Origin of the sequence: Amphritea atlantica (assembly GCA_024397875.1) — a bacterium.
GTDB lineage: Bacteria > Pseudomonadota > Gammaproteobacteria > Pseudomonadales > Balneatricaceae > Amphritea > Amphritea atlantica_B.
On sequence record CP073344.1, the window covers coordinates 2,693,972 to 2,706,550 of the forward strand.

General features: G+C 50.7%; 14 protein-coding genes. 1 reads left to right on the top strand and 13 read right to left on the bottom strand.

The window, feature by feature from the left end; genetic code table 11:
- Positions 1 to 17: 17 nt before the first annotated feature.
- From KDX31_12360 to pcaF, 12 genes are all read right to left on the bottom strand, one after another.
- Positions 18 to 539, bottom strand: coding sequence for a nuclear transport factor 2 family protein (locus tag KDX31_12360; GenBank protein UTW02152.1), 522 nt, complete (start codon positions 537 to 539; stop codon positions 18 to 20).
- Positions 540 to 561: 22 nt separating this feature from the next.
- The gene (locus tag KDX31_12365; GenBank protein UTW02153.1) at positions 562 to 921 is read right to left on the bottom strand and encodes an IacB protein; all 360 of its coding nucleotides are present in this window, start codon (positions 919 to 921) and stop codon (positions 562 to 564) included.
- 50 nt (positions 922 to 971) lie between these two features.
- Positions 972 to 2,120, bottom strand: coding sequence for a flavin-dependent monooxygenase (locus KDX31_12370; protein ID UTW02154.1), 1,149 nt, complete (start codon positions 2,118 to 2,120; stop codon positions 972 to 974).
- Between the two features lie 3 nt (positions 2,121 to 2,123).
- Positions 2,124 to 3,260, bottom strand: coding sequence for an amidase (locus KDX31_12375; protein UTW02155.1), 1,137 nt, complete (start codon positions 3,258 to 3,260; stop codon positions 2,124 to 2,126).
- A 360-nt stretch (positions 3,261 to 3,620) separates the two neighbouring features.
- Positions 3,621 to 4,100 (bottom strand): MarR family transcriptional regulator, encoded by a 480-nt coding sequence (locus tag KDX31_12380; GenBank protein ID UTW02156.1) that lies wholly within the window; start codon positions 4,098 to 4,100, stop codon positions 3,621 to 3,623.
- 280 nt (positions 4,101 to 4,380) lie between these two features.
- Entirely contained in the window at positions 4,381 to 5,478 is a 1,098-nt protein-coding gene (gene paaK, locus KDX31_12385; GenBank protein ID UTW02157.1) for a phenylacetate-CoA oxygenase/reductase subunit PaaK, read from the bottom strand.
- A gap of 45 nt (positions 5,479 to 5,523) precedes the next feature.
- Positions 5,524 to 6,063 (bottom strand): phenylacetate-CoA oxygenase subunit PaaJ, encoded by a 540-nt coding sequence (gene paaJ, locus KDX31_12390; GenBank protein ID UTW02158.1) that lies wholly within the window; start codon positions 6,061 to 6,063, stop codon positions 5,524 to 5,526.
- A 6-nt stretch (positions 6,064 to 6,069) separates the two neighbouring features.
- A complete protein-coding gene (paaC, locus tag KDX31_12395) occupies positions 6,070 to 6,834 on the bottom strand; it encodes a phenylacetate-CoA oxygenase subunit PaaC (protein ID UTW02159.1) in 765 nt (254 codons plus the stop codon).
- A 16-nt stretch (positions 6,835 to 6,850) separates the two neighbouring features.
- Positions 6,851 to 7,144, bottom strand: coding sequence for a 1,2-phenylacetyl-CoA epoxidase subunit B (gene paaB, locus KDX31_12400; GenBank protein UTW02160.1), 294 nt, complete (start codon positions 7,142 to 7,144; stop codon positions 6,851 to 6,853).
- Positions 7,145 to 7,156: 12 nt separating this feature from the next.
- Positions 7,157 to 8,101 carry a 1,2-phenylacetyl-CoA epoxidase subunit A gene (paaA, locus tag KDX31_12405; protein UTW02161.1) on the bottom strand — a complete coding sequence of 315 codons (945 nt, stop codon included), beginning with the start codon at positions 8,099 to 8,101 and terminating at the stop codon, positions 7,157 to 7,159.
- A gap of 86 nt (positions 8,102 to 8,187) precedes the next feature.
- Entirely contained in the window at positions 8,188 to 9,498 is a 1,311-nt protein-coding gene (gene paaF, locus KDX31_12410; protein ID UTW02162.1) for a phenylacetate--CoA ligase, read from the bottom strand.
- Between the two features lie 106 nt (positions 9,499 to 9,604).
- Entirely contained in the window at positions 9,605 to 10,813 is a 1,209-nt protein-coding gene (gene pcaF / locus KDX31_12415; protein ID UTW02163.1) for a 3-oxoadipyl-CoA thiolase, read from the bottom strand.
- A 464-nt stretch (positions 10,814 to 11,277) separates the two neighbouring features.
- Between pcaF and KDX31_12420 the strand changes: the two genes are divergently transcribed.
- Positions 11,278 to 11,754: a cyclic nucleotide-binding domain-containing protein gene (locus KDX31_12420; protein ID UTW02164.1), complete on the top strand. Its 477-nt coding sequence runs from the start codon at positions 11,278 to 11,280 to the stop codon at positions 11,752 to 11,754.
- 29 nt (positions 11,755 to 11,783) lie between these two features.
- Here KDX31_12420 and KDX31_12425 read toward each other — a convergent pair whose 3' ends face one another.
- Positions 11,784 to 12,461, bottom strand: coding sequence for a M15 family metallopeptidase (locus KDX31_12425; protein ID UTW02165.1), 678 nt, complete (start codon positions 12,459 to 12,461; stop codon positions 11,784 to 11,786).
- Positions 12,462 to 12,579 lie beyond the last annotated feature (118 nt).

Consider the following 12,579-nt stretch of genomic DNA (forward strand, 5'->3'; position numbering starts at 1 on the left):
TTCAGTGAACAGGCCGGTCACTCAGGCACTGGCAGATCAGCAGGCTGATCCCAGGGCGTTTTTACCGGCCGGTTAAACAAACTTTCGGTTTGAAAATGGCAGATACGCCACTCATCCTGCTCACAGCGAAACCGGACTGTCAGGCGCGCACTGCTCAGCTGAGACTTACCGCTGCTAAAGGTCGAGGTCTGCAATAACACCCAGCTTCCAGACGCTTCTGCCCCCTGCACATCAATCAACTCACTGGTGAGAAAATGCACATTGGTGGCAAAATGCGCTGGCGGCAGCGTGTATTTGGCGAACATCGCCTGAATAGCATCAGCGCCCTGGTGACAGCCAAAGGTTTTACCGTAGCGTCTGCCATGTCCTTCCCAGACAGCATCTTCGGTAAACAGCGCCATCAGATCCTTTAGTTCAAAGCCAACATCCAGCAGGTCGCACAGGTACATATACCGGTTCATGCAACGCCGAATCGCGTGTTCATCCTCAAACCGTTTCAGACGCTTTGATAATGATGCAACGGTTTCCCGGGTAGCCATCAGACAGTCTCCAGCAACCGGATCAGGACGGAACCACAAGTTCGCGACCGATACGGGCCTCAACCTTGCAGTATTTCCAAAGCTTGTAAGTGCCGTCACCCACCGGGGTTGAACGGAAGAAGTTACAGGCTTCAATAATCGTTTCGAGATCGGGCACATCCGCCATAATGTAAGCGGTCCACGGTGAACTGGTTGAAGGCCCCACCTGAATCCGGTCATCATCCATAATCCCCAGCACGTTGACTCCGGGGAGCTCTGCAATCCCCTTCATCATCGCACTGAAGGCCTGCCAGACATCGCCCATTTCACTCTGGGGAGCATCCATAAAGTTCTGATTAACGCCGATACAAAAAAGAACCCGGTGCATAGTGTTTTCGCTCATAACGTTCTCTCTCTCTTAGAATCTGGAGGTTAAAAAACCTGCGGTTTGGATTACAGATAACCAGGCAGCGGCTGATGTTCAAACAGCATCGCCCCGGCATTTTTGTAAGTAATTGCACCCATAAAGGCATGCTGCGTACACATCATGGAATCACGCATAATGCGCGACAGAGGATGGTCGTTATAGGCGCCGGTCATACCGGAAACCTGATAAGCGATGCGAATCGCTTCAGCACATTCGTGGGTCAGATTAGTGGATGCCAGGCGCAGCATGCTGACCTGATCCGGTGATGGGACGCCCCCCTTCTGAATCGCCTGCCATGCTTCATCTGTCGCTTCGTAGAAAAATGCCCGGGAAGATCGCACTTTAGCTTCCGCCCTGGCGATCTCCATCTGTACATATTCACGCTCACCCAGGTTGGGAGCTCCGGTAACCGATTTACGGCCCGCCGCCATACCCAGCACCACATCGATCGCTTCACGGGCCAGACCCAGTGTTGTCACCGACAACACCTGAGTCGCAAACGCCAGCGAAGGATATTTGAAGAACGGGTCATCCAGGTTGGGTTTGCCACCCCGGGTAAAGGTCCACTCTTCGGGTACAACCACGTTATCAACCACCAGATCGTGGGAACCGGTGCCGACCATACCAATCACATCCCAGGCGGGTTCGATTGTCAGCTTCTCCTGCGGCATCACCGCCATCCGGGGTAACGACTGCCCGTCATCCGGCGCAATACCGACACCACAGACACTGGCGCCCATACAGCCACTGCCAAATTGCCAGCGCCCCTTGACCAGAAATCCACCCTCAACCCGCTTCGCAGGTTGCGGCGGAAAAATACCACCGGCAAACACAACATCCGGCGTTTCCGCCCAGACCTTTTCAATGGTTTCCAGGGGTAAACAGGCCAGATAGGCCGGATTCATACCAAAGCTGGCGACCCACCCCGCTGAGCCATCGGCGGCGGAAATTGCTTCCACCATCTGTAAAAACTCAGCAGGCGATTTTTCATCCCCACCAAAGCGTTTAGGCACCAACGCCCGGTAAACACCGATCGACTTAAACTGCTCGATAATGTCCTGAGATATATATTTCTGATCTTCGAATTCCTGACGACGACAGCGAATCTCTGCCAGCAGGGAATCAAACTCTGCAGCGCCGCCCCAGTTCTCTTTGTTGATGACATTGGAAGTCATTACTCAATACTCCACACTGTTTTTATTTTGTTGAGGTAAGAACTCACTCAATACGCAGGCAAGTTCGCATAACATTTCGTCTTCACCTTTACGCCCCACCAGTTGCAGTCCAACCGGACGGTTGTCAGCGGTTTGAAGCGGAACAGAGAGAGCCGGATGACCCGACAGATTGAAAGGGCGCACCAGCGCAGAGATACTCAGATCGGTTTTACCCGCCAGCGCATCTGCAAGACTCATCGGAAATGCGGGAAGTGTTGGTAAGACAAGAACCGAGACCTGCTGCAGTGCCTCATCTACCTGATGGTTAAACTCTTCGCGGACAACTTCGGCTTCGCGCAGCTGATCATCCGTGGTATTAGCGGCATTGGCTAAACGCAGTGCTACATCCTCACCAACTTTGCCGGTTTCAAGCAGATCACCGCAGGCACGCCAGGTTTCCGCATTAATGACCACCATCCCGGCAGTAAAGGCATCAGTAAATGAAGATAAAACCACCGGGGTTGTTTCATAACCCAAGCGACTTAAAAATGCGTCAATGGTTTCTGAGATAAGAGGATCGGCTGCAACATCCACCCGACCGAGGCGAATAGTGTTCGGTAATACTGACGGCTCAAAGGATGGATCAATTGCCTGCATTGAGGTTTTCAGCATTTTTGCAGAAGCGGTAAAAACGCCGACACAATCAAGCGTTGTTTGTGCCGGTAAAACACCCCGACGACTCACCCGGCCAAAGGTTGGCTTGAAGCCGTAAACACCACAACAGGCGGCAGGTACCCGAACCGACCCGCCAGTATCTGTTCCGATAGAGAAGTCAGCCTCTCCCGCAGCAACCGCCACAGCAGAACCACTGGATGAACCGCCCGGAATCAGATCCGGGTAGTGATAGTTAACCGGCGTTCCTGCCCAATGATTAACCCCGGTCATCCCATAGGCAAGTTCATGCAGGTTAGTTTTACCCACTAACTGGCAACCGGCATTTAAAACTGCATTCACGACGTCCGCATTCTCTTGCGCGGGCAAGGTATCTTCAAGCGCCTGACACCCGGCAATGGTCGGCAAGCCCTGCACGTCAATCGTATCTTTCACGGCTACCCGGTAACCCTGACCACCCTGAGAAATACGCTGAGAGAAAATAGACATAATTCAGCTACCACATAATTCTTATTTTAATAAATCATCGCTCTCGCCAAGAAGAGTTTTGATTATTGATCTGAATCAAGAATTATATATTTCACTTGAAGTGTCAACTAAATTTAGTTGAAGATTCATCTATATTTAAAGTCAAAAAATTACAGAACCAGTCATAAAAACAAATAAATTACTTATTAATCAGAACCTTAAAATGATCAAACAAATAATCGAATGATGAGAATTTTCACAAAAAATAATTATTTTGATACAAACTTTCAAGACAGCACGATCATCCAAAGCCAGAAAACAGGCACAAAAAAGCCCCCGTTCAGTTGCCTGAATGGGGGCTTTTCCCTGAGTCCGGAAAGCTTATTCGGCTGACATATTGGTAAAATAACGCCGGAGCAACTCAGTAGATTTCCTGATCTGGGGCTCTGTGAACCCCTTAAAAGCCTTAGCAAAAACCTTTTTTTCAGTTGTCTTTAACACCATTTTGACTTTGTCATGGCCCTCTTCAGTCAACGAAACCACGGTAACACGGCCGTCCGTTTCTGAAGCATTGACCTCAACCAGCCCTGCATCACGCATACGATAGACAATTTTTGTCATGGTTGGCAGTTTACCAATCGCATGTTCTGCAATATCAGAAATACTCAACGCCCCATACACACTGAGCAGCACCGCAACCCGCCAGCGGGCGATATCCATCCCCAGGGGTTTCAGCGTTTTTTCCATTTCGTGTGAATACAAAGCGTTTACACGAGCGATCCAGTAAAAAGGAAACTCATTGATATCAAAGAACTGGCTGGATGGACTGTACTTCTCCAGCTTTGACGAGTGAAAAACCATAACAACCTCAATACACTTTGCTCGATGACAGCATATTCTGCGCTACCGTCACTAAATTCGCGCAACCATAGCAAATAAATAGCAACCAGACGAGTATAGTGCAGTTCAATTGAATAATTAATTGAACAGTAAACCGACTAATATCAATTTTTTCAGCGAAGTCATGGCTTTTACTTACCCCCTTTACAACTATTTTTGCCAGTACCTGACACCCTTTCATAAAAAAACCCGGCAAAAGCCGGGCTAAGATCCAACAAGGAAGTAAATAGTGAAGGGAAAATCAGCGCTGGTCGAAATCCACCACGACGGTATCTGAGATCGGGTGTGCCTGACAGCTGAGAATGTAGCCTGCTTCCACTTCATGGGGTTCCAGACCGTGGGAGATATCCATATCCACCTCGCCTTCGACCAGCTTACATTTACAGGTCGAGCAAACCCCCGCTTTGCAGGAATACGGCAGGTCCAGGCCATTATGCATGCCGGCATCGAGGATATTCTCACCCACTGCGGCCAGATCAAACATCACCGCCCGGCCATCCGCACGCACGGTCACTTTAGACATTTTCTCTTCGCCAAACTGCTCTTTACGTTTAGCCGCCTTTTCCAGCATCTCTTTGGAGTCGGCAGAGGAGTTGGCAAACAGTTCGTAATGGATCTGCGCATCGGTCAACCCTTCCAGACGGAAGCCCCGGGAGACCTCTGACATCATCGACTCAGGACCACAGATAAAAGCATCATCAACCGTTTTAATGTTGATCAGTCCGGCTTTCTGCAACGCGTAACCTTTGGCATTATCGATCCGGCCATTCAGCAGATCAGCCCCCTGATCCTCGTAGTCCATAATATTGATCCACTGGAAGCGGTTCATATAGCGATTTTTGATGAAGTTCAGCTCATCTTTGAACATTACCGAGTTACTGCGGCGGTTACCGTAGATCAGGGTCACCTCAGAGTCCGGCTCTGCGTCCAGCACCGACTTCATAATGGAGATCATCGGCGTAATACCGGAGCCCACAGCGATACACATATAGTTTTTGCTGTTGTCAGGATTAAGCTCGGTATAGAAGCTCCCCTGGGGTGGCATCACTTCAATCGACATACCCGGCTTAAAGGTATCGTTAGCAAAGTTGGAGAACTGACCGTTCTTAACCCGCTTAATCCCCACCCGCATATGACCATCATTCACGCCGGAACAGATCGAGTAGGAACGGCGAACCTCTTCGCCATTAATCATCGCTCGCAGAGTCAGAAACTGGCCCTGAATGAATTTGAACTTCTCGGTCAGTTCAGCCGGTACCGCAAAGCTTACGCAGATCGCGGTGTCCGTTTCCGGTTGCACATCGGCGATTTTCAGCGTGTAGAAATTGGTGTCTGACATGCTTCACCCATTTTATAAATTGTTTTTATAAGAACTGACTTGTCATCAGATCTTTTTGAAATAATCGAACGGTTCACCGCAGTCGTCACACTGAAACAGTGCTTTACAGGCGGTTGAACCAAACTCACTGATTCTGCGGGTATTGCGTGAACGGCAATGGGGACAGGCTGCATGGGCTTCCGGAGTCAGGCCGTCGTCATCAAGACCGGCGTCCTCAGGAGGCGCAACACCATATTCACGCAACTTTTTACGGCCCTCAGCTGACATCCACTCAGAACTCCAGGCCGGAGAGAGTGACAGTTTTACCGTCGCATCACTGTAACCATGGTCGTTCAGCAACTGAATGACATCAGTGGTGATATTGTCCATTGCCGGGCAACCTGAGTAGGTCGGCGTAATGGTGACTATCACCTGATCACCGTTGCGCTGCACATCACGCAGTATCCCCAGATCCCAGATACTCAGAGCGGGGATCTCCGGGTCTTTAATCGCATCAAGCAGATCCCAGAGTTCTTTTACATCCGCAGCGCTACGCTGTTGCAGACGCTGGTATTGGTCTTCCGGCATCAGTGAGATCTCAGTCATCGCTAATTACCACTTACAGCCAGGATGTGAACGGTGCACAATCTGCATCTCAGTGAGCATATGCCCCAGGTTTTCTGTGTGATAACCGATACGACCACCGCGTACCGCCCAGCTGTCTTCCGGCACCGTCAGCGTCGCTTCAGTGAGTATGTCACTGACCATCTTCAGCCAGCTATCACGCAGTTTGGCAACATCGACGCCGATACCGGCATCTGCCAGCAGCTGCTCAGTCTCGTCCATATCGAACAGTTCATGGGTGTAGCCCCACAACTGATCCAGCGCTTTCTGTGTACGCTGATGGCTCTCTTCGGTGCCATCACCCAGACGCAGAACCCAGTCACGACTGCGGCGTAGATGATACTTAGTCTCTTTGATCGCCTTGGCGGCAATGGCAGACAGCGTTTCATCTTTTGACTGCAGCAATTCTGGCAGCATCAGGGTGTAGTAGACATCGGCAAACAGCTGACGTACCTGCGAGTAGGCAAAATCACCCTTGGGCAGTTCCATCAGCAGCAGGTTGCGATATTCACGGTCGTTGCGCATGTAAGCAAAATCGTCTTCATCACGGCCATCATCTGCCAGCTCAGCAGCATAGGCGTAGAACATGCGGGCCCGACCGATATAGTCCAGTGCGACGTTACCGTAGGCGATATCCTCTTCCAGAAAAGGCCCATAGCTAACCCACTCAGAGATGCGGTGTCCCAGTACTACAGAATCATCACCCAGCCGGGTTGCATATTCCTGTGTCGCTTGTTTAATCTGATCACTCATACTCGACTCTCCCCGATCACATGTTATTTACTGGGTCAGGCAGAACGTAGTAAGTCGCATGACGGTAGGGTTTATCATCGCTCGGATCGTAGAAGCAATCGGCATCGTCTTCCTGAGACGCACAGATATCGCTGGATTTAACCACCCAGATGCTTACCCCTTCGCTGCGACGGGTGTAACAGTCGCGGGCATATTCCAGTGCCTGTTCATGGTCTTCCGCATGCAGGCTGCCCACGTGTTTATGATCCAGACCACGCTTGGAGCGCACAAACACTTCAAACAGTTCCAGTTTTTCAGTAATGGTTGTCATCTCAGTTACCCCTTATGCCGCATGCTGTGCTTTTTTCGCACGTTTCTTTTCGTTATAGGCTGTTATCGCATCACGCACCCACTCACCCTCATCATGAGCCGCAACATGGTGTTCAATACGCTGACGGTTACAGTGGCCGTTGCCGTTGATCACGCTCCAGAATTCATCCCAGTTCAGGTCGCTGCTATCGTAATGGCCGCGCTCATCGTTCCATGTGATGTTCTTATCCGGATGTTCAAGACCAAGAACCTCGATCTGTTTAACTGTCTGGTCGACAAACTTCTGCCGCAGATCATCGTTGGTTTCACGTTTGATCTTCCATTCCATCGACTTCTGCGAGTGGGCTGATTCAGAATCATGGGGACCAAACATCATCAGCGCCGGCCAGTAGAATCGATCCAGGGCATCCTGAGCCATCGCTTTCTGCCCCTCTGAACCTTTTGCCAGTGCCAGCATCGCTTCATAACCCTGACGCTGATGGAAGGATTCCTCCTTACAGATACGGATCATGCCGCGAGAGTAAGGGCCATAAGAGGTGCGTTGCAGAGACACCTGGTTAACAATCGCCGCACCATCCACCAGCCAACCGATCGCGCCAACATCCGCCCAGGTGAGGGTTGGATAGTTAAAGATAGAGGAGTACTTGGCAGCACCGCTTTGCAGCTGTTCAATCATCTCTGAACGGGAGATCCCGAGGGTTTCACAGGCGCTGTACAGATACAGCCCGTGGCCCGCTTCATCCTGAATTTTGGATAGCAGGATCGCCTTACGCCGCAGCGAAGGTGCGCGGGTCAGCCAGTTGCCCTCAGGCTGCATCCCAATCACTTCAGAATGAGCATGCTGGGAGATCTGCCGAATCAGGTTTTTACGATACGCATCCGGCATCCAGTCTTTCGGCTCAATCTTCTCTTCAGCCGAAATTTTGCGCATGAAGTTTTGTTCTTGTGATGTTGTCATTTCAATCGTCTCCACTCGTTTTAAGAGCCTTAACACAACTCTTACGCGATGACTTTTTGTTGGCGATCCGGCAGCAGACCAGCCTGTTATTTTACTTTCGGACGGTTATCAAACACCCGCTTAGCCTTGCCTTCGGAACGGGGAATCGTTCCCGGAGGAAGAATCTCGATCTGCGTTGATATACCCACAACAGCCTTGATATGGTGCGCCAGCTCTTTAGCACTCTGTTCCTGGCGGGCACCAGCCGCTTCAGCGGTCAGCTCTACCTTAACCAGCACCGTATCGAGATTGCCCTGCTTAGCGACTACGATTTCATAGTGAGGTGCCAGGGCAGGAATCTTCAGAATCTGTTCTTCAATCTGAGTCGGGAATACGTTCACCCCCCGGATAATCATCATGTCATCGGAACGACCGGTGATCTTATCAATGCGGCGCATCGGACGCGCCGTACCCGGCAGCAGACGGGTCAGATCACGGGTGCGATAACGGATAATCGGTAACGCTTCTTTGGTCAGCGAGGTAAAGACCAACTCACCGTATTCGCCATCCGGCAGCACTTCACCGGTATTCGGGTCGATAATTTCAGGGTAGAAATGATCTTCCCAGATGGTCGGACCATCTTTGGTTTCGATACATTCCATCGCGACACCCGGCCCCATCACTTCGGATAAGCCGTAGATATCCACCGCATCGATACCCAGACGGTTTTCGATATTTTTACGCATCTCATCGGTCCAGGGCTCCGCACCAAAGATACCGCAGCGCAACGCCATCTTATGAGGATCCAGCCCCTGACGTTCGATCTCATCGATGATGTTCAACATGTAAGACGGGGTCACCATAATGATGTCGGGATCGAAGTCGTTCATCAGCTGAACCTGCTTCTCCGTCTGGCCACCGGACATCGGAATGACCGTACAACCCAGACGCTCGGCACCGTAGTGCGCCCCCATACCGCCGGTAAACAGACCATACCCGTAAGAGATATGAACCTTGTCACCGGCATGGCCGCCGGCAGCCCGGATCGAGCGGGCTACTACATCGGCCCAGACATTAATATCATTCTGGGTGTAACCCACCACCGTTGGCTTACCGGTCGTACCAGACGAGGCATGTACCCGCACCACATCGGTCATCGGTACCGCAAAGGAATTAAACGGATAGGCATCACGCAAATACGCTTTGGTGGTAAATGGAAAGCGCTGCAGATCATCCAGCTGTTTCAGCTCAAACGGATGCACTCCGTTTTCATCGCACAATTTTTTATACGCCGGTACATTGTTGTACGCATGAGCAATACTCCACTGCATACGCACTAGCTGCAGGGCGCGAAGCTCATCAATGCTGGCGGTTTCAATGGGATCAAGCGCCCGGCGGGGATGCTTATCATATTTCATAACTTTGCTCGTCCTGTCTTTTTATATTGCAGTATTCAGAACATTAACAATCAGCCCACCGGGGCAATCGCTCCCGGTGTGAAGCTGATCAACGTATCTCTCTGTTTTACACTCGCTCAATAATCAGCGCGATCCCCTGCCCCACACCGATACACATGGTGCAGAGCGCATAGCGGCCGCCGGTGCGGTGCAGCTGGTACATCGCCGTGGTCACCAGACGAGCACCGCTGGCCCCCAGCGGATGTCCCAGTGATATCGCACCACCATTAGGATTTACATGGGCAGCATCATCGGCCAGCCCCAGGTCACGCATCACCGCAAGTCCCTGAGAAGCAAACGCTTCATTGAGTTCGATAACGTCCATCTGATCCAGCGTCAGTCCGGTTTTAGCCAGCACTTTTTTAGTTGCCGGTGACGGACCAAATCCCATAATTCTGGGGGCCAGTCCCGCCGTCGCCATGCCAACCACGCGGGCTTTCGGTGTCAGGCCATACTGATCAGCGGCGGCTTTGGAAGCGATTAGCAACGCACAGGCACCATCATTAACCCCGGACGCGTTGCCGGCAGTCACTGAGCCACCTTCACGGAACGGTGTTTTCAGTTTAGACAAATCTTCCAGCGTCGTTGACGCGCGAGGATGTTCATCCGTATCGATAACCAGCGGATCACCCTTACGTTGCGGAATCACAACCGGTACGATCTCCTGCTTAAACAGGCCTCCGGCCATCGCAGCAGCGGTTTTTTGCTGACTGCGCAGGGCAAACAGATCCTGATCTTCGCGGGAGATATTGAACTCTTCAGCCACGTTTTCTGCCGTTTCCGGCATACTGTCGACGCCGTATTCTGCCTGCATCTTTTTATTGATAAAGCGCCAGCCGATAGTGGTGTCGTAGAGGCCATTCGGTGTGCGGCTGAAAGCAGATTCCGCTTTACCCATAACAAAGGGCGCACGGGACATCGATTCGCAGCCACCGGCAATCATCAGTTCTGTCTCGCCCGCTTTAATCGAGCGCGCCGCCATGCCAATCGCGTCCATACCGGAACCACACAACCGGTTGATCGTGGTTCCCGGAACATCAGTCGGCATACCAGCCAGCAGTGCCGACATCCGCGCGACGTTACGATTGTCTTCACCGGCCTGATTAGCATTACCGTAGATAATGTCATCTACCTGAGACCAGTCCACCTGTGGATTACGATCCATCAATGCCCGTATAGGCACCGCACCCAGATCGTCAGCCCTGACAGCGGAAAGTCCGCCACCATAACGACCAAAAGGCGTTCTGATAGCATCGCAGATATAGGCATCGGTCATGTCATTTCCTCATTCTTTTATTCTCAGAACTATTCACATCAGTGTCGTTCAGGACAAAACCTGTCATAGCGACAATGTCGGATAGTCTCGATCGAAGTTAATATTACACAATTAAGTACGATTGACAACTTTTATGTATCACTTTAAAGATAAATACATACAAGAATTAGAGAAATCAATGATCATCAGAAGAACAATAGCATTAAGTAATGAAACCTAATTCTTAACATAGGTACTCCATGTGGTATCAATCCTGTATCGCTCATTAGAGTATAGGCAAACCGTCAGATAAATTACGTTTAATGATCAACACAGGATATTCAGGATCTCCAGATCAGCAGCAGGACAAACGAAAAGCCTGAAAACTGCGGTATGCGTACTAGACTGGAAATAGATGCTTAAGGAATTAATTGTAAAATCAGGATCAGAATAAGTGTGAGGGCCCGATAGCGGGATATCAGCCAGTGAACAGAATCAGTAGTCAGCAGCTATTAGAGCGTTACCAACTTAGCTCGTTTACCAATGCATCGGTCTTTGGTGCCCTGCCGCTGCCTGCGATCCACTGGCTTCTGGACAAAGGGGTTATCAGAGAGTTTAAAAAAGGAGAAGCGCTATTCGTCCCGGGCGAGTCCGGTAACAGCTTTCACGTTATTCTGGCAGGATCAATTGACTATTATAAATTTCACGACGGCCGCTTCGCCTACATCCGCACATTCAACTGCGGTGAGCAGATTGGCTTTGTCAGTATGATTGCGCTGCATGATCGTGTCGGGCGTGCTGACGCGCGCGAGAAAGTCATTACACTGGAGATAGATAGCGAGGTGTATCACGACTTTCATATCAGCCACCCGCTGGAGTTCGGTATTCTGATGATGAATCTCGCCCGGGAGATGGCCCGCACACTCAGAAGCACAAACAATATTCTGGTCGAAAAAACCTGAACCCTGAAGCCGATCAGATACCACGCGTATCACTGATGATTGATACCACCATAAACCGCATGACCATGACCGCTAAGATAAGCCCAGAACCGATCGCCATAAGAGAAGTGCCACCACTCCTGGAGGTAGTTAACAAAGCCCGCCCGACTCATCACCTCCCCCAGCAGGTGACGATTTTTCATTGCCGTATCGCTGATATTCGGTGCCTGTGTCAGACACAGATCCGGATCCGTTTCAGTCCAGCGGTAAATATCCATACCAAAATCCAGCATTGTGCCACTGTCATCGACCAGAAACAGATCCACTGCTGCGCCGGTATTATGGGGAGGAATATTCAGGGTGCCATCCGGATAGGCTACCGCTGAAACCATTCGGGTTGCTTGATCAAAAAGCTCCGATCCGGAAATACCAGGCTGACGGCTTTGCACCCGTTCAAGTTCATCATTAAAAAGCATTTTCTGTACATGAAGGCTTCTATAACCCTCATACAATCGCAGAAAGATACCCGGGGGCAGCAGCGACTGAGCATGAAGCAGGCGTTTGTAGATTCCCTGCCGGACAAAGGTATAGTCTCCCAGAGTCTCGGGACATTCTGGTGGAGGACCATATTGCAGCCCCCCCAGCAACTTTATATCGACAAGTGGCTCACCACATTCATGAACAGGCACGGCCAGCACGTGTGAAGAGGATGGTGTCAGCTGATGCATCAGTCTCTCCGGTTATACGACTCATGTGACTAAGCTTCTTTTCTAACAGAAACTCATCTCTAGAGTATATCGGCTATAACGGAGAAATGTGCAGCCAGAAAGGCTGCACATGGCTAAA

Excerpts from the sequence above, each read along its gene's own strand:
- KDX31_12360 (UTW02152.1), bottom strand. The coding sequence starts at position 539 with ATGGCTACCCGGGAAACCGTTGCATCATTATCAAAGCGTCTGAAACGG.
- KDX31_12365 (UTW02153.1), bottom strand. The coding sequence starts at position 921 with ATGAGCGAAAACACTATGCACCGGGTTCTTTTTTGTATCGGCGTTAAT.
- KDX31_12370 (UTW02154.1), bottom strand. The coding sequence starts at position 2,120 with ATGACTTCCAATGTCATCAACAAAGAGAACTGGGGCGGCGCTGCAGAG.
- KDX31_12375 (UTW02155.1), bottom strand. The coding sequence starts at position 3,260 with ATGTCTATTTTCTCTCAGCGTATTTCTCAGGGTGGTCAGGGTTACCGG.
- KDX31_12380 (UTW02156.1), bottom strand. The coding sequence starts at position 4,100 with ATGGTTTTTCACTCGTCAAAGCTGGAGAAGTACAGTCCATCCAGCCAG.
- paaK (UTW02157.1), bottom strand. The coding sequence starts at position 5,478 with ATGTCAGACACCAATTTCTACACGCTGAAAATCGCCGATGTGCAACCG.
- paaJ (UTW02158.1), bottom strand. The coding sequence starts at position 6,063 with ATGACTGAGATCTCACTGATGCCGGAAGACCAATACCAGCGTCTGCAA.
- paaC (UTW02159.1), bottom strand. The coding sequence starts at position 6,834 with ATGAGTGATCAGATTAAACAAGCGACACAGGAATATGCAACCCGGCTG.
- paaB (UTW02160.1), bottom strand. The coding sequence starts at position 7,144 with ATGACAACCATTACTGAAAAACTGGAACTGTTTGAAGTGTTTGTGCGC.
- paaA (UTW02161.1), bottom strand. The coding sequence starts at position 8,101 with ATGACAACATCACAAGAACAAAACTTCATGCGCAAAATTTCGGCTGAA.
- paaF (UTW02162.1), bottom strand. The coding sequence starts at position 9,498 with ATGAAATATGATAAGCATCCCCGCCGGGCGCTTGATCCCATTGAAACC.
- pcaF (UTW02163.1), bottom strand. The coding sequence starts at position 10,813 with ATGACCGATGCCTATATCTGCGATGCTATCAGAACGCCTTTTGGTCGT.
- KDX31_12425 (UTW02165.1), bottom strand. The coding sequence starts at position 12,461 with ATGCATCAGCTGACACCATCCTCTTCACACGTGCTGGCCGTGCCTGTT.